Annotated in this window: 20 protein-coding genes and 1 pseudogene; 16 read left to right on the top strand and 5 right to left on the bottom strand. The window is 62.1% G+C overall.

What is annotated here, in order from left to right; genetic code table 11:
* The first annotated feature begins 332 nt into the window (after positions 1-332).
* The 3 genes and pseudogenes from J1M86_RS11775 to istB all read left to right on the top strand — a co-directional run bounded on the left by J1M86_RS11775 (position 333) and on the right by istB (position 4,228).
* Entirely contained in the window at positions 333-1,622 is a 1,290-nt protein-coding gene (locus J1M86_RS11775; RefSeq protein WP_206509943.1) for an O-antigen ligase, read from the top strand.
* Positions 1,623-2,001: 379 nt separating this feature from the next.
* Positions 2,002-3,377: pseudogene (locus J1M86_RS11770) on the top strand (transposase).
* Complete coding sequence (gene istB / locus J1M86_RS11765) at positions 3,374-4,228, top strand: IS21-like element helper ATPase IstB (protein ID WP_206509942.1); 855 nt, start codon at positions 3,374-3,376, stop codon at positions 4,226-4,228. The pseudogene J1M86_RS11770 and the gene istB overlap by 4 nt, the downstream one beginning before the upstream one ends.
* Positions 4,229-4,352: 124 nt before the next feature.
* Here the strand turns inward: istB and J1M86_RS11760 are convergent, their stop codons facing one another.
* Together J1M86_RS11760 and J1M86_RS11755 are read right to left on the bottom strand one after the other, a co-directional pair.
* Complete coding sequence (locus tag J1M86_RS11760) at positions 4,353-4,778, bottom strand: hypothetical protein (protein WP_206509941.1); 426 nt, start codon at positions 4,776-4,778, stop codon at positions 4,353-4,355.
* A gap of 624 nt (positions 4,779-5,402) precedes the next feature.
* Complete coding sequence (locus J1M86_RS11755; protein ID WP_206509940.1) at positions 5,403-5,672, bottom strand: hypothetical protein; 270 nt, start codon at positions 5,670-5,672, stop codon at positions 5,403-5,405.
* An 858-nt stretch (positions 5,673-6,530) separates the two neighbouring features.
* Here J1M86_RS11755 and J1M86_RS11750 point away from each other — a divergent pair.
* The 8 genes from J1M86_RS11750 to J1M86_RS11715 all read left to right on the top strand — a co-directional run bounded on the left by J1M86_RS11750 (position 6,531) and on the right by J1M86_RS11715 (position 12,006).
* Positions 6,531-6,875 (top strand): ankyrin repeat domain-containing protein, encoded by a 345-nt coding sequence (locus J1M86_RS11750; protein ID WP_206509939.1) that lies wholly within the window; start codon positions 6,531-6,533, stop codon positions 6,873-6,875.
* 150 nt (positions 6,876-7,025) lie between these two features.
* The gene (locus J1M86_RS11745) at positions 7,026-7,502 is read left to right on the top strand and encodes a DIP1984 family protein (RefSeq protein ID WP_206509938.1); all 477 of its coding nucleotides are present in this window, start codon (positions 7,026-7,028) and stop codon (positions 7,500-7,502) included.
* Positions 7,503-7,986: 484 nt separating this feature from the next.
* Complete coding sequence (locus J1M86_RS11740; RefSeq protein ID WP_206509937.1) at positions 7,987-8,556, top strand: hypothetical protein; 570 nt, start codon at positions 7,987-7,989, stop codon at positions 8,554-8,556.
* 521 nt (positions 8,557-9,077) lie between these two features.
* A complete protein-coding gene (locus tag J1M86_RS11735; RefSeq protein WP_206509936.1) occupies positions 9,078-9,578 on the top strand; it encodes a hypothetical protein in 501 nt (166 codons plus the stop codon).
* A gap of 60 nt (positions 9,579-9,638) precedes the next feature.
* Complete coding sequence (locus J1M86_RS11730; protein WP_206509935.1) at positions 9,639-9,884, top strand: hypothetical protein; 246 nt, start codon at positions 9,639-9,641, stop codon at positions 9,882-9,884.
* Between the two features lie 340 nt (positions 9,885-10,224).
* Positions 10,225-10,554: a helix-turn-helix transcriptional regulator gene (locus J1M86_RS11725; protein ID WP_206509934.1), complete on the top strand. Its 330-nt coding sequence runs from the start codon at positions 10,225-10,227 to the stop codon at positions 10,552-10,554.
* Positions 10,554-11,246, top strand: a complete 693-nt coding sequence (locus tag J1M86_RS11720) for a cation transporter (RefSeq protein ID WP_206509933.1) — start codon at positions 10,554-10,556, stop codon at positions 11,244-11,246. The genes J1M86_RS11725 and J1M86_RS11720 overlap by 1 nt, the downstream gene beginning before the upstream one ends.
* Before the next feature lie 217 nt (positions 11,247-11,463).
* Positions 11,464-12,006 (top strand): DUF6328 family protein, encoded by a 543-nt coding sequence (locus J1M86_RS11715; protein WP_206509932.1) that lies wholly within the window; start codon positions 11,464-11,466, stop codon positions 12,004-12,006.
* Between the two features lie 28 nt (positions 12,007-12,034).
* Here the strand turns inward: J1M86_RS11715 and glsA are convergent, their stop codons facing one another.
* A complete protein-coding gene (gene glsA / locus J1M86_RS11710) occupies positions 12,035-13,312 on the bottom strand; it encodes a glutaminase A (protein ID WP_206509931.1) in 1,278 nt (425 codons plus the stop codon).
* A 23-nt stretch (positions 13,313-13,335) separates the two neighbouring features.
* On the bottom strand, positions 13,336-14,088 hold the full coding sequence (locus tag J1M86_RS11705) for an SDR family oxidoreductase (protein ID WP_206509930.1): 753 nt from the start codon (positions 14,086-14,088) through the stop codon (positions 13,336-13,338).
* Between the two features lie 116 nt (positions 14,089-14,204).
* Between J1M86_RS11705 and J1M86_RS11700 the strand changes: the two genes are divergently transcribed.
* Both J1M86_RS11700 and J1M86_RS11695 read left to right on the top strand, forming a co-directional pair.
* Positions 14,205-15,098 carry a LysR family transcriptional regulator gene (locus J1M86_RS11700; RefSeq protein ID WP_206509929.1) on the top strand — a complete coding sequence of 298 codons (894 nt, stop codon included), beginning with the start codon at positions 14,205-14,207 and terminating at the stop codon, positions 15,096-15,098.
* Positions 15,099-15,244: 146 nt separating this feature from the next.
* On the top strand, positions 15,245-16,114 hold the full coding sequence (locus tag J1M86_RS11695; protein WP_206509928.1) for an AraC family transcriptional regulator: 870 nt from the start codon (positions 15,245-15,247) through the stop codon (positions 16,112-16,114).
* A gap of 71 nt (positions 16,115-16,185) precedes the next feature.
* On the opposite strand, the gene J1M86_RS11690 is transcribed toward J1M86_RS11695, so the two are convergent.
* Positions 16,186-16,650 carry an SRPBCC domain-containing protein gene (locus J1M86_RS11690; RefSeq protein WP_075838939.1) on the bottom strand — a complete coding sequence of 155 codons (465 nt, stop codon included), beginning with the start codon at positions 16,648-16,650 and terminating at the stop codon, positions 16,186-16,188.
* Between the two features lie 295 nt (positions 16,651-16,945).
* Between J1M86_RS11690 and J1M86_RS11685 the strand changes: the two genes are divergently transcribed.
* The 3 genes from J1M86_RS11685 (at position 16,946) to J1M86_RS11675 (ending at position 18,699) form a co-directional block, all read left to right on the top strand.
* Positions 16,946-17,332 carry a Type 1 glutamine amidotransferase-like domain-containing protein gene (locus J1M86_RS11685; protein WP_307786613.1) on the top strand — a complete coding sequence of 129 codons (387 nt, stop codon included), beginning with the start codon at positions 16,946-16,948 and terminating at the stop codon, positions 17,330-17,332.
* Between the two features lie 39 nt (positions 17,333-17,371).
* Complete coding sequence (locus J1M86_RS11680; protein ID WP_206509927.1) at positions 17,372-17,866, top strand: hypothetical protein; 495 nt, start codon at positions 17,372-17,374, stop codon at positions 17,864-17,866.
* Between the two features lie 86 nt (positions 17,867-17,952).
* Positions 17,953-18,699, top strand: a complete 747-nt coding sequence (locus tag J1M86_RS11675; RefSeq protein ID WP_206509926.1) for a GNAT family N-acetyltransferase — start codon at positions 17,953-17,955, stop codon at positions 18,697-18,699.
* Positions 18,700-19,199 lie beyond the last annotated feature (500 nt).

Genomic DNA, 19,199 nt, shown 5'->3' with positions numbered 1-19,199 from the left:
TGCGCCCGTTTTCAAGCAAGCCCGACAGCGATCAGACCGAGCGGTACGGCATGATGACGCGGTGGATTCTCTCGCCCGTCTCAGCTACCTCGGACTTGCAGCGATCCCGCTCGATTGCGTGCTGTACATGATGCATCGCAGTGGCAACTCCGTGTTCCGATCACGCACCGAACGGAAGCTGGATAATGAGCGCGTGCCAACTGCGGGACCTGCGCGAGGACGTCGACCCACATGATGGGCGCACCTGCAGCGAAGCCTGCGCCGACGAACTATGGCTGGACCGCAACGGATAGGTGGGCGACTGACCACCCGGTACGGCACAATGACAGACTATGACTCTGGCGCACGCAACCCATGACGCCGAGGCTGTTCAGCCACGCAGCGTCCGTGACATACTGCGCGGCAATTGGCTGGTGTTTCTCACCGTGCTTGCCGTGCCGATCAGCTACCTGCCGTACGAGCTGACCTCGTCACGCTGGCCCCCGACGTATCCGTTCTTCGCGCTAGTCGTTGCCACCGGCGTTCTCGCCGGCGTGCTCGGTCGACGTCATGGCCCGGTCGACTACGCGCTTGCAGCACTTGGGCTGTGGATCGCCCTCGACCTGACGATCATGGGCATCGGAACCTCCACGCCGCCGTGGAACCAACTCACTCGCGAACTACTCACCCTGTTCGCCGGACTCGTCCTGTTCCGAATCGCGCAGACCTCCGAGCGGAAATTGGCCATTGTCTACGGCCTCCGCGCCGCCCTCGTCCTCTGTGGCGGCTGGGGTGTCTACCAGTATTTCGTCGGGCTTCCGTTCCTGCTGTCACAGGGGTACGGGTCGGGCTTCTACTTCGCCACCGCTGACGGCACGTACCGTCCTTTCGGAACGTTCTTCTCTCCGACCGTGTACGGCGGATTCCTTGCCATGCTGGGCATAGCGGTTATCGCAACGCTGACACGCAGTCTGTACTTCTGGCTGACATTCGTCGCGGTCGCTTCCGTGCTTCTCATGACCGAGACCCGATCGGCCATCATCGCTTTCGCAGTGGCGTTCGCAATTGTGCTGTTCCAATCCGGTCGAGCACGTGGGGTCCGGTTGGCCGTCGCCATCGCGGCGATGGGGTACGCCATCATCGGGTACCAGTTCTGGAAACCGCCCTATGTCGCGTCCGCCCTCGAACGACTGTTCTCGGCATCGAATGACGCCGACACTTCGAGCGTCACCCGGCAGGCTCTGTGGCAGGGCGTGATCGACGGCCTCGATCATCAGGGCGCGTGGTTGACAGGGTTCCTCGCCCGTGATTTCGTGCCTACGATCTCGCCGTACACCGGTCTGACGGTCGCCCGACTCGGCCACCCGCACAGCAACTACTTCCAAGAGCTCTACCGGTACGGTCTTCCCGGACTTGCGTTGTTCGTCGCGCTACTGCTGGCGATGTGGTGGACGATCCGCCAGGGCAGGGCGTCTGTTCCGCTCAGCATGAACACCGCCGCGCTGGCTGGTGTCGTCGTGTTCGCGGTCGACTCGATCTTCAACAACTCGCTGTCGTCGTTGAACGTGTTCGTTGGCCTTCTGCTGATTGCCGGTCTCGGGTCGGTACCGTCTCGCCGGAAGTCGGATCTTGGCGATAGATGAGCGGGCCAGGATGTGGGCCGTCTCGCATTGTCGAAGGGCCGCAGCGGGAACCGTTCTTGCCCTTACCCCGCCGGAGCGCGAGCCCGTCACCAACTCGATTGTCGATCAGTGCCGGGTCGCTCTTGCTGACCGATACAAGGTGACTGCGTGGCGCCATGATGAGTACGCGGTCAGCCCGGAGGGCGTCGAGTGCATCGAGTTCGTCGGCACCGTGCAGATTGGCGATGAGGGACGGAACTATTGACGGCGCTCAGTGAAAGTGCCCAGATCTGATCTCTGAAAGTGCTCACCCGTGTGGCTCCGCCAATGAGGGTGGGTCTCCTCCGATGCTGATGGTCTCTGACCACGCACCAGCGTCCCGAAGGAGACCCGCGATCTCATGCTTACATGGGAAGAGGACATGGAGATATCCGCACAGCCGCAATCGAGGCATGTCGATCTCGGACATCGCCCGCCACACCGGCCGCAACCGCCGAACCGTCCGCAACTACATCAACGGCACCACCACCCCCGGAATGCGAAAAAAGTCGAGCCCGGACCAGTTCGAGGACTTCATCGACTACATCCGGTATCGCTTCACCGAGGACCCGCATCTGTGGGCAGTGGCCTTGTTCGACGAACTGTTGGCCCTGGGATTCGGATTGTCATACCCGACGATGACCCGCAAGATCCGGCAACAGAAACTACGCCCGATCTGCCTGGCCTGCAGGACCGCAACCGACCGAGCCAACGCCATCATCGAACACCCACCGGGCGAGGAAACTCAATGGGACTACGTCGATCTGCCGAACCCGCCTACTGAATGGGGCTGGGGCAAAACAGCACACCTGTGGGTCGGTTCCCTCGCACACTCAGGCAAGTGGCGGGCAGTGCTGACCCCGGCGATGGATCAACCGCATCTCGTCGACAATCTCGATCGCGTTGTCCGCGCGCTGGGCGGCATCACCCGAGTGTGGCGTTTCGACCGGATGGCCACGGTCTGCCACCCCGACTCCGGTGCGGTGACCGCTAGCTTCGCCGGCGTCGCGAAGTACTACGGGGTCTCCGTCGCGATCTGCCCACCCCGACGAGGGAACCGCAAAGGCGTAGTCGAGAAGGCCAATCACACTCCCGGCGCAGCGGTGGTGGCGATCACTACCGGACATGAGCGTCGAACAAGCGCAAGCGCATCTCGACAACTTCTGCGCCGCCATCTCCGACAGTCGCACCCGCCACACCCCCGACGGGACCAGCACGGTCGCCGACCTCGCAGCGGCCGAACCATTGCAGGCACCGCCGGCCACTGCGTATCCAGTGATTCTCGGCGACAGTCGGACAGCGTCGCGGCAAGCGTTGGTGTCCTACCGCGGTAATCAGTACTCGGTGCCGCCGGAGTTAGCATCCGCGCAGGTCACCGTCACCCGGCCGGTCGGCGGCAGTCATCTCGACATCGTCACCGCCTCCGGCATCACTGTCGCCAGGCATGCGGTCGCCGCGGACGGCCTGGGCATGATCATCCGCGACAGCGGCCATGTCATCGCACTCGAGCAGGTCGCGATAGCGACCGCGAACACCGGTAAACCGCACCGCCGCAAGGAACGGATACCACCCGGTCCTGATGCGGTCAGGGCGGCAGAAACATTGCGTGGCAGACGTTTTCATCACTCGGTGACCGACACGACGGAGACCGAATCAGGCTCTACGGAAACAACATCGGATGTCATCGACCTCTCAACCTACGAGCGGGCCGCACGAGGAAGGAACACCCTCGCATGAGCGAAACACCGACATCGCGTGCCGTGGCCGATCGACTTCCCGCACCGAACTCCGCGGAAGCTGCGAGTCTCTACCAACGTCTTCGAGGTCATCTCGGGGGCCTCAAACTCGCCGACGCAGCCGAAGCGTTGCCATCGGTCCTCGACCAAGCGGCGGCGGAGGATCTGTCGATGACTGCAGCGTTGGAGCGACTGCTCTCGATCGAGGTGGCCGCCACCGAAGTCCGGCGGTTGACCGGCAGGTTGCGGTTCGCGTGTCTGCCGACACCGGCATCGCTCGAGGACTTCGACTATGGCAACGCAGCCGGCGTCGACAAAAAGTTGATCGACGAGCTCGCGACCTGCAGATATTTGGAGACCGCGACGAATGTGCTGCTCATCGGACCACCCGGAGTCGGCAAGACGCATCTGTCGGTCGGGCTTGCGCGAGCCGCAGCGCATGCTGGGTATCGGACGTATTTCACCACCGCAGCCGATCTAGCTGCGCGGTGTCACCGGGCCGCGATCGAAGGCAGGTGGGCGACGACGATGCGGTTCTATGCCGGGCCGACACTGCTGGTGATCGATGAACTCGGGTATCTACCGTTGCCCGGCGAAGCGGCGTCAGCGTTGTTTCAGGTTGTCTCGCAACGGTATATGAAGACTTCGATCGTGATCACCAGCAATCGCGGGGTCGGTTCGTGGGGCACAGTTCTCGGCGACGACACCGTCGCAGCAGCAATGCTCGACCGTCTCCTGCATCGATCGGTAGTCCTCGACATGTCCGGGGATTCCTACCGGCTCCGTGACCACAACGCACGCTCGGAGAAACTCCGCAAAGCCGTCACAGGAACCCGTCAACCACTACAGTGATCACCGCTACCGGGTGAGCACTTTCGCTGACCGAAGTTGAGCACTTTCGATGAGCGCCGTCACTATCGCTGCTCGATCGGCCCGGACCCGAAGATCGGCGCTGTGACCGATCTTCGACCCTGGGTTACACCGATCCGTGGATGCCTACTCCTGAATCAAGGTTCGTAGCACCGGCGGGAGTGATGGTTGCAGGCGGCGCGCCATTGTCGGAATCGGCGTACAACGCGAGCCCTGCCGATGCCGCGTACCCGCCGACCGCCGACTGTCCCAGCGGTGAGGACATCGTCTGCCCTGCGTTGCCGCCGACCGTTCGCACTGCCGCTGCCACCTGCTCGACGCCGCCCACCGCAAACCACGTGTTGGCCGGAATCGTCAGTGCGGTTCCGGCGGTCACCGTTCGCTGACCGACGACAGTATTGTCCGTCTGCCCGGACTCGACCAGCAACGTCGCCCACGCAGTACCGATCGCCCATGAGAACGGGTTCGTCTGGTCTGTGATCTGGAAGACGCCGCAGCGTGTGACCAACCCCGCTGCCCTAACCGTGCCCACGAGAACATCAAGCTGGTCGATCGTGAGACCTGCCGTCCCAGAGAAGAACGGGTGCAGCGCGACCCCCCGATGCTGGGAGTAGCGGTCCGGATGCCGATGATCAACGGCGACGGATACCACCAACCGACTGCGGCTGGCGTGAACAGCAGGTTCCCGCCCGTCGATGCAGATGCGGAACCGATCGTTTCAACTGCGCCTGAACCAACCTTGCATTTCAGGCCACCTGCTTCCGCCCAGATCACAGCGCTGTTGGTTGCCGTGCTGGTTGGAGCGGTTCCATAGGGGAAAAACTATTCCCTTCTTTCCACCCGTGTTCCCCCGGTGGGCCCGCCGATGAGGAGGTTGGAGTCGACGTCCCATCCGCAAATCTCGCCGCCACCGGGTGGAAATGCGGAGCTTGTTCCCGCCGTAGAGATCGATCGCCCAGAGGTAGCTCCCGTCTGCCCAGAGAGCTTGCGGCGTGGACTGGAACCCTCCCAAGAATCCGACCGGGATCGCACCGAGCGAACCAGGTGCAGTGGGAAGCGCACCCGAGAACCGCGAGTTCGCACCTGCGATATTCGTTGTAGGGAGCTTGTCCCGCCCTCGGCCTAGCACGGTCCACCCGGCCGGGAATGGCGCGGGTCAAATCGAAGTTGATGCACGAACGATGTTGATCGCGACGCCGTCACCTACAGTCCCGGCGATCGTGATGTTGGTCGGTGTCGCGCTGGGGTCCTGGTTCAGTAAGATCGTGTCGAAACGAATCTGCCTGCTGTTGTTGATGATCATCTCCGCTGTGGTGGACGCAACCTTGACCTGGCTGAATGTGGCCGAGTGCGGCCCACCATTAACATCGCCGATCTCGATACCTGTTGCGCAACCTTCGATCCAGACGTGCGAGAACCAGAACAACTTCGACGATCGCTCGATGTGGATCGCGTGCCTGGTCGTGCCGGTTCCAGGTGGGGAGACCATCGTCGTATTGAGCACCGGCAGTCCGGCTGCGAAGTCCGTGCCAGCAGGGTTGCGCCGTAGACGTGCTTCCAGTTGGACCCGACTGCGCAGTTGACGATGTAGTTCTGGATCGCGTCAGTATGGACACCGATGCCGAGGTTGTTGATGTCGCAATCCGAGACACGGTTGTCGCCTGCGTTGGATCGGAAGTTGAAGCCCTCCTGCGTCCGGTAGGTAGCGCAGTCGCGGAGACGTCTTGGCCTGCGATAACGCACCTCGACCAGGAGCAGCGGAAGGAAGGAGTCGACGGCGTCAAACGCAACGGCCCCGGCCTGAGTGACGGTGACGCCAAGGTTCGCGAACTTGACCTGCGTCTTGCTCGACAGAGTGACAAAGAGCCTGTGCCGGTGTACCGGAGCTGTGAAAAGGGCGCCGTAGTTGGGAATTGACAGCGAAGGTGCGCATACGAATGTTCCGGACGGGATGAAGTCAGTACTGCCGACGACTGATCCGCTCGACGAAACGGAGTCGTTCGCGGCCTGAATGCGCGCGGTGGCGTCGGAGCCGTCACCCTTCGCGCCGAACCGGAGGTCGGTGATGATGACCCAGCCGAGGGCGCGCGCAACCTGTTCGTGCGAAGTTCCCCGTCGGACGCCCGGGAGGTGGACGCATCGTTCTGGCCATCTGGCACCTTCGACCCGCGGCGATGCAAAGCTGGGTCGGAAGAAACGAGACGAAGTGAGGCGCACAACGCGAGGTATGTACCCGCTGTGAAACGACAGTAGTCTTCGCAACGACGGCAGTTCCTTGCGGCGATTGGCGGGGCGCGCGCTCGGTTCGGCACCCTGCACCCTCGACTACCAACGTGACGTCACCTCCACCCCCGACATTCGCGCCGAGTTCGCGATCGAGGATCGACACGGCGACCGCGCCATCAACAAGAATGAAGTCGTAGCCGAGGCAGACGAATGGGGCCGAGTTCCGCCGCACTACGCGGCGATGGCACGTTCGAACGGGGAGGTCCGGCAGCACCTGAAGCAAACCGAAGACCCAAATCCACGTGATCACGAAGGCTGGACTCTACTTCTGTTCGCCGCCCGCTCGGCACGCCATGACGTGTTGGGTTCCTACTCGATGCAGGTGCCCGAATCGATGCGGTGACCAACCATGGGCACCATCCGGCCCCGATTGGTCTTTCATTGCACAGACCACTGTGGTACTCCTTGAATATGAACACATTCGACACGTCGAAAGGCGCATGAGCGCCCGTCAATTCCCTACTTTCGGTGCTGCGGCGCCGGGGTGTAGATCATGAAACTTGCCGAGGCCCTCGCAGAACGGGCGGAACTGGTCCGGCGCGCCGAACACCTGAAGGTTCGGATTCTGGCGAACGCTCGCCACCAAGACGGTGAATCACCTGCAGAGAACGCCTCCGAGCTGCTGGCGGCGCATGCCACAACGCTCGACAGGCTTCAAGTGCTCATCCGCAGAATCAACCGCACCAACAGTGCCGCAATGGTGCGCGACGGAACCGTCACCGATGCCCTCGCATCCCGTGATGTGCCGCGCATGAAGCACAAGGCCGTCACCGCCGCAGCCGATGCAGAATCGGGACGGGAGCACGACCACCGATACGGGCCCCGGCAGCTACGCTCGGAGCTGGTTTATATTGCAGCACTGCCAGTCTCGGAGCTACGCGATACTGCCAATGACCTCGCCAAACAGATCCGTCAGGTCGACCTCGAGATCCAACGCGTCAGCTGGGAGTACGACCTGATCGACGAGTGAGATAGCAGCCGGGTAGTAGGTAGTCTTCTTCGAAGCGAGCACGTACCGCGGGCCGGCGGTTTCCGGCCTACCTCCTGCGTGGTGGGCAGCGTTCCGAGATTGACTCGGATAACATTGCAGCTCAGTACATCTCACGCACGACGGTGCACCGCGCACATCACATCACCGTGTGCTGGTCGAACGAAGACGAGGGTGGGCAAGGGGCCACTCGGCTGACATTTCCATAGGGATATGAGATCTACCTGTGGCCCGCTTCCACTCTGTCGCTGCGCCGCGGTGTCGCACGGAACCGACAGTTCGACGCCCCGCAAGAGACCGTTGCAGTGTCCACGGAACAGAAGCCACTCACCACTCGCACCCCAAAGCGTGACCGACCTGGCCGACTGACCGATGGCAACAGTATCGATATTGGTCATCGCGTCGTCACCAGGGGTTCAACCTGATCAGGGTTGCGCGAGCGAGATTGTGCCAGCATTCTATGTGAGTGGCTCCGAATCCGAAACGGGTAGTTCTCAGCAATGGAATCGATTGGGTGACCGTCTTTCTCGACGGCCGCGTGAAGGTCGCGTCACGCTCTCACCTGTGGGATGTGGTCGATTCCGGTCGACACACCGCCATGGGGCAATACGTAACCCTGGGCGTCGGCCGCGACCTGGACCTCGAGCCAGGATCCGGCGCCCCGACAGTTCCGGCGTTCGAGACCCGCCTCGACCAGGAGTTGGGTGACGCCCTCGCCGCGACCGTCGCAGCCACCAACGGCACATTCGTCGAGTTCGTGCACGACGGCAGCATTCGCGTGGGCAACGACAACCGCGACATCGCCGAGACCTTCAACACCGGCCGAGAGTCACTCGAAGGCGGACCCTCAGGCCGCGGAGGTGCCGTGATGATCACCTTCCTGGGCACCTACAGATCAGCGCGCGTGCGGGAACATGACTTTCTCGTTGACATTCCCGATAAAGAGCGACCAGCTGCGAACAGGCTCCTCCCTGGCGAGTTCGTCATCAAGGAAGGAAAGATCGCGGCGCCGCGCACCACTCCGGCTTCATGGTGAGCCACCAGCCCCACCCAATTGCCGCGCCGCGGAGCATGTCCGGGCGAATCGTCTCGGCCAGATGCGTACGCGGAAGCGTTGGCACCTGATTCGTTCCGTGGCACTATGTCGAAATGAACGAAGAAGAGCCCTCCGGTGCACGCCGGCAGGTCAAGAAACAAGCTGCAGTAATCATTGTCGGCGTCGTTTCTGGCTTGACTGTTCTCTTTCTAGGTCAGCATTTCTGGGGCATCGACTCGGCGATTCAGAATGCACAAGCAGTAGACGGAGCGGCGCTTGCACAAGATGACAACCTACCCGCCGCGGAAGCCACCTTCGTCGGGTACGGAGAGAGGTCAGCCGTAAACCCCTGGCCAGGGTGGGTTAGCTCCGAGATAGTCGACATCCCTCCGGGAGTCCAAGAATTTCCGTTGCCCCCTGGCGCCACGAACATCGGACGACCAACCTTGGCCGTACGAACCCCGAACGATCCCGAGCACTTACCGTACGTTTCGCGAGAATTCGTCTTCAACCTCAAAGGGTTGACCAAACTACCCACGATGATCACCGACATCGAGGTGATGATCGCCAGCCAAGGACCTGCACCCTCGGGAACAGTAGTTTGGTACATGCCACAAGGCGACACTCTCCGTAGGGATATCGGTTTCGATTTGACTCCAGGCGCATCTCGTTCGGCGCGCGTGATCGACGAGCACGGCGGCCTGGGCGAGAACTACTTCAACGAGAGAATCGTTACGTTGAGCCGTGACGAGTACCTCGGATACAAGGCACTCGTGTTCGCTCCCCCCGACTCCGATACCGAATTCTTCATCCGAATCAATTTCGATAACGGCACGCACGTCGATCTGCGGGATTCGCAAGGCGAGAATTTTCGCCTCACCAGCTACCCGCGGTCTACAGACCGGGCATTCGTCAACAGCACGCCATCAGGGAGCTACGACGACATGGGCTTGTACCAGTGTGAATACCCTGCCGGTTGCGCATGGAGCTTGAACTCGATGCTGCAAAGCGGACCACGGTAGCGCCGCGCCTACGATCGAACTTCGATCCTGGTGGACTTGTTGAGCGTCGACGCTTTGGGGATGGACAGACAGCACGATCAGCTCTCTCGGGTGTCGAGTATCCCTCCGAGCAGTAGGACGAGCACCACCTCGCACAATCCGATGGCGAAATACACAACCTGCAGCCACCGCGTGAGTGCCGCCGACCACGACACCCAGGATCAGTCCTGGCGCCACGAAACTGTCGAACGGCGTGCCGTCCAAGTATCGGTGCGGCACGCCTGCACCATCGAAGAACACGCCCATGACGCCGCCGACGGCAGCTGAAGCCGCCGCGAACGACAGCATTATCAGCAGAGACCAACGCAGGACTGGACTGCTCGTCATGTCCCAATGAGTGTCGTTGCGGCTCATAGCGTCCTTCCTGACGCTTCGTGTGATCCGGAGCCTCCATTCCACCCTGGGCCCAGGTCGCGATCCAGTGCCGAAGGTCCTCATTCACCCCGTTTGGGCAGATCAGGTACTGCGATTCGGTCAGCAGGCGCTGATCTGCTCGGCCCGCCGAGGACACGGTCATCGCTACTCGAGCAGTCCGGTTCCCGCAACTGCGGATCGCCTGGAGGATTCACTCTTTTCTGAATACAGAATGCGATGTACCGTTGCGGGCATGGACATCCTGACCCGCGTTTCGGTGCTGTCACGATTCGGCCACGCGCTGTCCGACCCAACCCGCACCCAAGTGCTGCTGGCGCTGAAAGACACACCGAGGTACCCGGCCGAACTCGCCGACGCACTGGGTGTGACACGCCAGAAGTTATCGAATCACCTCGCATGCCTACGCGGCTGCGGCTTGGTCGTTGCCGTACCGGACGGACGCAGAACCCGATACGAGCTGGCCGACAACAACATCGGACAGGCGCTGGAGGACTTACTGAAAGTTGTTCTCGCGGTCGACCCGACCTGCTGCCCGGCATCGACCACCGAAAACTGCTGCTGATGCCCGCCGAGCTGGGCATGACGTCGCCGCCGAACTCGCCCTCCGTCGAGCGGCGAGCCGTACTGTCCACCCGCATTCGCTGGTTCGTCGCGGCGACGATTCTCTACAACGTGATCGAAGCGGTCATCGCCATCGCAGAGGGTGCTCGGGTCTCATCCACCGCGCTGGTCGGGTTCGGCCTGGATTCGATCATCGAGGTGTCCTCGGCAGCGGCCGTGGCATGGCAGTTCTCGGCCAAAGACCCCGAGACGAGAGAGAAGGTCGCTGTACGAATCATCGCATTCTCCTTCTTCGGGCTGGCAGCGTACGTCACCGTCGACGCCGTGCGCGCACTGTTCGGGCTCGCAGCCGCCGAGCATTCAACAGTCGGAATCGTTCTTGCAGCAGTCAGTTTGGCGATCATGCCCACGCTCTCGTTTGCCCAGCGTCGGGCCGGACGCGAGCTGGGTTCCGTCACCGCCGTCGCCGACTCCAAACAGACCTTGCTGTGCACCTACCTCTCCGCCGTTCTCCTGATCGGATTGCTCCTCAACAGTCTCTTCGGTTGGTCGTGGGCCGACCCAGTAGCTGCCCTCGTCATTGCCGGCCTCGCCACGAGGGAGGGAATGAACGCTTGGAAAGGAGACACCTGCTGCGCGCCGATACCCGCCCGCACCGAATCGGACGAACACCGCTGCGACTGCTGCGAGTGATACCTGCCCAGTGATCTCACGAGTGCATTGATGCCACGATCTCCACTTCGATGATTGGTTGCCTCTGGTACGGGTACTCCGCTTACCAGGCGCAGCAGCTTCACGGGGAACTAGTCCCAGCCACCGAATGGGTGGCAGAGGGCGGGCCGGGGATGACTCACGCACTCCGCGCACGCTCACAATGCACCGTTGCCACCTCCGCTCGAAAGGGGACGCGATGTCGAAGAACAGCACAGAGGAGCCCCCAGGGAGATCCAACGAAGGGTTCAACTCGCGCCACCGTGGGGAAAGCCCAGAGCAGGCGCTCGATCGAAACTGGACCAGCCTGCTGCAGGAGCTCAGGGTGGTGCAGACCGGAATTCAACTACTGACCGGGTTCCTCCTCGTTCTCCCGTTCCAAGAGAGATTCGCCCAACTCCCCAGCTACGACAAAGCCATCTACATGATTGCGGTCCTCGCCTCGGTAACCGCAACGATTCTGTTGACCTCTCCAGTCGCGATGCACCGACTGTTGTTTCGACGACGAGCCCTCGCAGACTTGGTCTCTACGGCACACCGCGCCGCCCTGGTGGGTTTGATGTTGCTTGGCGTAGCGCTCACCGGTGTGGTTGTTCTGATAACCGATGTCGTCATCGGACCCGTAGCGGCGATCATCGTGGGCATCACTGCAGCGTCGGGCTTTCTCGGAATCTGGGTGATTCACCCGCTACTTCGGCGTCGCCGCGCGGAGTCCACAGCCGGCGAGAGGTCGTCCCCGTAGAGGCAATACTGCGTCGCGCAGCTGGTCCTCACCGCACCGCATCGCTCAGCTGTTCCGGTGTCCACCGCTCGATCGTGCGGCCGTGACTGTCCGCGAAGTTCTCGACGGTGCCTTCGGGGTCGACGACGATGATCCAGTAACCCTCTTCGATGAGTTTCGCCGCGGTCTCCGAGGACGTGCGTTCCGCCACGGGCATCACCTCGTCGACCCGGCTCATGTCGAATACCACCAGATCTGTACCGGGCGGATGGGTGACGATCTCCTGCACCAGCGACTCGATGCTGCTCAACACGAGGTCGCCCTGCAGCACATAGATCGTCGCTTCCGTACCGTCGACGAGGGAGACGACCTGCGTCTCGCGCAGCGAGGAGCGCGAAGGCCTGGTCGCCTCCATCAGGTGCAGGCCCATGTCCTCGGACAGCAATTCCATCATCGCCACACCCCTGGCGCTGTTGCCGTGCGCATCCAACCGAGGCGAGAACACCGCCACACCAATCTGCCCCGGCAATACCCCGATGATTCCGCCGGCCACCCCGCTCTTGGCCGGGATACCCACCGTCGTCAACCAGTTGCCCGCCGCGTCGTACATGCCGCAAGACGCCATGACGCTGAGCAGGTGACGATTGGTCCGTCTGCAGAGAAGCTGCTTGCCGGTCTTCGGCTGCACTCCGCCATTGGCCAGAGTGGCTGCCATGAGGGCGAGATCGCTCACCGTCACCGACGCCGCGCATTGGCGAATGTAGCCCGTGACCGACTCGGTGGGATCGGCTGGCAATGCCCCCGATCCGTGCAACAAGTACGCCAGCCCCAGGTTGCGATGGGCCGTGGCCAGCTCCGAGTTCGCCACCGCCTCGTCCACCCGAATCGGCCGATCCGCTAGGTCGCCGAAGTACTCCAGCATCCGATCGACCGCCGTTTTCTCTCCCTCGGAATTGATCAGGGAGTGCGTGGTGATCGCGCCCGCATTGATCATCGGATTGCGCGGCTTGCCTGTCTCCGGGTCGAGAGAGAGCTCGTTGAATGCATCACCGCTCGGTTCGACGCCGATCCGATCCAGCACGTACTCGAGGCCGTGGTCCTCGATTGCGAGCGCATACGCGAACGGTTTGGACATCGACTGAATGCTGAATTCGTGATCGGCATCGCCGCTGGCATAGACGGTTCCGTTGCTGGTGCACAACGCGATCGCTGCACGAGTCGGATCAGCTGCAGCGAGTTCTGGGATGTAGTCCGCTGTCGATCCCGAGTCGACGTGCTCGGTAGTAGCGATGATGCTGTCGAGATAATCAAGAATCGGCGAGCGCATCAGCAAACCTTTCTCGGCCGCGGTCAGCGGGTCGTGTATCCGCCGTTGGCGAAAATGGTCTGCCCGGTGATCCACCAACCCTCACCTGCGAGGAACCGCACGAGTGGGGCGATGTCCTCGATCTGTGTGAGTTGATTCTTCAGCGCCTGCGACTTGTGAAACTCGACGCGCTCCGGGGTTTCCTGGCCGTAGAAGAACGGTGTGTCCATCGGTCCGGGAGCGATGTTGTTGACCGAGATCCCGCGTGCGCCGAACTCTTTGGATGCGGCGCGGGTGAAATGTTCCACCGGACTCTTGCCGCCGGCATAGGTCGAGTAGCCGTCGGTCAATGCGGCGAGCAGCGCAGTGACGATGGTGATCACCTTGCCGTCGTCGTTGATTCGTTTGCCTGCTTCCTGAATGAAGAAGTAGGCGGCCTTGCTGTTGATGCCGAACATCGAGTCGTACTCGTCCTCCGAGGTCTCGACGATCGGCTTGCGGAGCACCTTGCCGACGGTGTTGACGGCGATATCGACGCCGCCGAAGGCGTCGACAGCGGTGTCGAACAGCTTCACGATGTTCGCCGGACGGGTGAGATCACCTTGAAACTTCACGGCCTTCACACCCGCTGCCCGTACTGCCTCGACTGTCCGGTCGGCATCGGCCTCGGTGCTGTCGCTGTTGTAGTGCACTGCAACGTTGACGCCCTGCTCGGCGAGGGTGGTGCTGATCAGTCCACCGAGGTTCTTGGCCCCCGCGGCTACCACCGCTGATTTGCCCTGTAGCGAGTTGCTCATCCGAATCTCCTGTCGCACTGATCTCGATGTCGAGCTAAACGGTAGGGTTCAGAGCCACAATTGAAAAACACTAAAAATGGGTGATTGCACAAGTATCAATTGTGGATAGGAGAGCCATGCCGAATCGACCCAGCCCACAGCTCGACCTCCGTCGTCTGCGTCAGTTCGTTGCCGTCGCCGATACCGGGTCGCTGACCGCCGCTGCGGCCCAAATGTTCGTCTCGCAACAGGCCATGAGCAGCGCCATGCGTCAGCTCGAGAAGGACCTGGGGGTGCGGCTCCTCGAACGACACGGCCGCTCGACCGTTTTGACCGCCGCCGGCCTCGAACTCCGCCAGGGTGCGTCGATGCTCCTCGCTGCCGCCGACGCGTTGGGTGCGGCAACTCAACAGGCCGCCCGGGGCGAGGCCAAACCGTTCGTCGTCGGCCACTCTCCCGCAATCACATCCGAGGAAGCCTTCACCAAGATCGAACCGATTCGCGCAGCGATGCCGGAGATGTCGGTGACCGTCCGGCAGATGTTCCCGGACCGAATTCACGATGAGCTCGTGGACCGGACCGTCGACGTCGTACTGCGACGCGGAGTCATGACGCCACCCGATCTCGCCACCGCGGTACTCCACTACGACACACTGAACATCGCCGTCGACGCGAACCACGACCTCGCCCGACGCGGTGAGATCTCGCTACCGGACATCGCCGACTGGCCACTGGTGGTGTGGGCACCACCCGGGCACTCCTTCTACACCGACTTCCTCGTCTCTGCCTGCAGACGTGCGGGTTTCGAGCCGACGTTGGTTGTGAACCCCATTCAGGGAACACCTCCGGTGACGGCCGTCGTTCGATCGGACCGGGTCGCACTCGTCACCGCGGCCGTAGGCTCTGCCCTGGGCGGGCAGGTGCGGGTATCGAGCCTCGCCGACGCCCCGCGTGTCCCAGTGCAGGCAGTGTGGCTGCCGCACACCATCTCCCACGCTCGGACGGCACTGCTCGATGCAGCACTCCCCTGACCGACGAGCGAAGCCACCGGCCGGGTAGTCACATCACCGTGTGCCAACTTCGCCGCACCCGACAATTCGGGACAGAAATAGTCGAGACATGGGCATGCCCCCACTCATATCGTTGTGCTCGCAACCGAAGAAAGGCGCTCACGGACATGCTGGAACGATGGAACGATGCTCTCGGCTACATCGAGGAGAACATCGAAGGTGAGATCGATCCGACGGCACTCGCACGGATCACTCTCACATCCGAGTACCACTTTCGACGCGTCTTTTCGGCACTCGCTGGGATGTCACTATCACAGTACATCCGGGCGCGCCGAATGACGCTGGCAGCAGCGGAGATTCTGGACGGCACCGGCATTCTCGACGTCGCATCGAAGTACAGATACACCTCCGGTGACGCGTTCAGTCGCGCGTTTCGACAGATGAACGGTATGACGCCCGCTGAAGCGCGCCGTCCCGGGGCCATCCTCCATTCACAGCAAGCACTGACATTTCACCTGACCATCCAAGGACGGAGCACCATGCGCTACCGCGTAGTCGACCTACCTGAACTCCACATCGTCGGCAAGACAGCACGAATCCCCCTGAAACATCACGGCGTGAACCCCGCGATGACCGAGTTTCACCAAAGCCTTCCGGCCGGCACTGGAGAACGCCTGCGCAAGCTCGCGGACATCCCTGCGCTACCGGAGATCCTGTTTGTCAGCACGGATTTCGAAGCTGATCGCGCCGACGGCAGCTTGTTCGACTATTACTTCGCCGTCGCGACATCCGTCCGCCACCAAGGTTGGGACGCACTCGCGGTGCCGGCGTCGAAATGGGTTGTGTTCGAGGCGCACAGCGAAGGCAACCTGCAGGCTGAATTGCAGCAGCTCTGGGCCGACGCGTTCAGCGAGTGGTTTCCATCCAATCCCTACCAAATAGTCCCGGGCCCGGAAATTCTCACCGTCACCGAGCATTCCGAAGACTGGACCACAGGCACAGGCGAGCTGTGGATCCCCGTCGAACGCACGAGCTGACGCCGGTCGACGGAGGAAACGAGCCCGGTGAAGTATTCGCAACTACCGGAACCTGATCGGACCGCTTTCGGTCAGGTAGTGGCCTCGGCATCGAGCCGGCTCAGAGTGTCGGACAGCTGTTCCTCTGTGACCAGCGGGAACTTCACCTGCTCGAGGAGCTTCTTGTCGGTCACCTTCGACCAGTCGTATGTGTGGCGCACCAGTGTCTCATTGGGTCCCTGAGACTCCAACTCCCACAGCCACTCCCACCCGGGAGGCTCGGTACCCGCGGGCGCGGTCTTCCAGGCCAACAACTTGTCCTTGGCGTATCCGGACACATAGTTGTCGGTTTGGTACTCACCGCCCATGTGATCGCCCTGCATGTTCATCGTGAACACTTCACCGACCTTCTGGATACGATCGGCGTGGTCCACACCTCGGATGAACCCGGAGCCGTCGAGCGATTGGTGTCGCTCCGGATTGGAGAGGACGTCGAAAACTGCGTCGACCGGCGCCTCGATGGTTCGTTCGACAGTGACCTTCGTTGTGTCGCTCATCCCTCCACCCTGCCTGCACTTTGCCGACGCGGCAATCAAGCCCTGGCCAAGACGCCTCGGACCGGTGGACCAACATGCCCCGAACTACAGATCAGGAGGTTAGTGGTCACGCCCCTGCCTGCCCTGTTGACGACTTCGCTCGCACCCCTCGCTCCTAGAATGCTGGCATGCATCTACTTCTGCTGTCCCTCGGTGTCGGTGCTGTGCCCGAGTTCATCGCCGCCGCCTGACCGACTTCACCGCCGCCGATTTCGACGATGCCGAGACCTTCGGTGCAGCCCTCGACGACTTCGATGTGCTCTACGTCGCGGGCGGCAACACCGTCGTGCTCCTGGCGTCACTCCGCCGTCGCGGCGCTGATGTGGTTCTGATCGAGAAGGTACGGGCGGGCCTGCCCTACATCGGCTCCAGCGCCGGATCGATCGTCACCGGTCCCAGCCTCGAACCGGTCTCCATCATGGACGACCCGTCGGAGGCGCCCGAGCTCACCGACCGCAACGGTCTCGGCCTCGTCGACACCGTCGTGATCCCGCACGCCGACGGAGCGCTGCCTCCGTACCCGCCTGAACTCATCACCCAGATCAAACAGACCTACGACTCCGAGTACCCACTCACCTTCCTCGACGACGACCAAGCCCTCCTCGTCGAGAACGGGCCGCCGCGACTGATCGCCTCGCCCTGAACTCGCCTCGCGCGCACCCCACACTGATACGGTGCCTGCGTGGCCGAGGATCGACGAGAGTCGCTGCGCCGTAAGTACCTCTCACTCGGGTTGGGTGAACTGGCCGCGGTGACGGTGTTCGTGGCGGTCGCAGTCACCGTCGTGATTCCTCGACTTGACAGTGGCGACGATCGGGCGGCGCTGTGGTCGGCACTCGTGCCTTTGTTGGTCGTGCTCGTGCAGGGCGGCGCGTACTGGCTATCGGCCCGCGCCTGGGTGGGGCGCGCCCCGATGCCGACGTTCTTGGCGACGCTCTACCGCGCGTTCCGTATCGCCGATATCGGTCTACTGACAGCTGGCCTCGTCGGAGTCGTGGTGTTCCTGCCCGATCACCTCGGTGTGACGTTGTTCGTAGTAGCCGTATGGCTGTTCGGCGTGATCGAGTACGTCAACTACTTCGTGGCTCGTCTCTCCTACTCCCTCCGACAACTGCCCTCGCAGCTCACGCAGTGGCGCACGCCCAGGCTCGTGCAGGACCTGACGTCAGCGGGGTAGCGTTCAGCGGTGGGGTGAGATTCTACGTATCTCCGAGAATGCGGTCCAGGTATACGCTGCCTGATCACTACGCGACGATAGGAGCCATGGACGTCACCGTCTCCGTACTTGCCGACCGACCCGATCTCGCCGATGCCCTGTGGAGCATGCCTGACTCGTGGCCGACATTCATGACGCACGATCCCATCGCCAAGATGTACTACACACCCGACGTCATCGAACTGTTCGGAGACTACGTACTCGTATGCCACGACGAGACAGGAACCGTCGTCGGGAAGGCGTTTTCGATCCCGTTCCACCTTCCCGCCGGAGACGAGCTGCCGATCGACGGCTGGGACGGCGCAATTCAACGCGGCATCAGCACCCGGCTCACCGGCCGGACTCCGAACACCGTCAGCGCCCTCGAAATTGCGGTAGCACCGGAAGCACAAGGCCATGGACTGTCGTCGACACTGCTCGTCGCGCTGCGCGAGAACACTCGCCGCCTCGGATTCGACGAACTAGTAGTCCCACTGCGACCCAACGGCAAGACCGACATCGACGAACCGATGAGCACCTACGCCTACCGAACACGGTCCGACGGATTACCCGCCGACCCCTGGCCGCGCGTCCATGTCAGAGGCGGTGGACGCATCGACAGCATCGCGCCGCGGTCGATGGTCATCCCCGGAACGCTCGACGAATGGCGCATCTGGACCGGGCTGCCGTTCGACCGATCCGGACCGGTCGAAGTTCCGGGAGCCCTCTCACCGGTGCATTGCGATCTGGCACACAGAACCGCCGCATACACCGAGCCCAACGTGTGGGTTCGGCACTCTACTGCGCGCTCCTGAAGCGCAGTCATTCAACGGGCGGATCAACTCTTCTAGCGTTCGAACGACCAGAATTGTCAGCGGTGAGTACGCGCAGTCAGGACGGTCGCGAGACTGCGCAGTACGGTTCGCCGCGTTCGTGGTTTCGGATGCTCTTGATCTTCGCCCCAGTATGGTTCCTGCGGCCATCCGTATTGGTCGGCAGGAGGCTCACGGAAAGGATCTGTAGTCACAAACAAGAGAATCGCAGGTTTGTGATGATTTGTTACAACCCATGCGCTGTTGTCTCGATATCTCGAGAATCACCCGTTCGAGACGGACCCGACCATTCTTGTCGGTGGGCGGTTGTACCTTCCCTGGCATGCAGAAGAAGTTGGGGGACTTCACCACAGCCCACACGCTGTCCGACCAGGACATCGTGACCGGACTCGCGCACATCCACACCACCGAGACACAGCTCGCCGCAGCACGACTGGCAATGCTCACCGAAGCAGACCGACGAGGACTCGCACTGCAACTCG

The organism is Rhodococcus sp. KRD197, from assembly GCF_017168235.1.
Taxonomy (GTDB): Bacteria; Actinomycetota; Actinomycetes; order Mycobacteriales; family Mycobacteriaceae; genus Rhodococcoides.
This window is presented reverse-complemented; position numbering and strand designations above follow the sequence as displayed.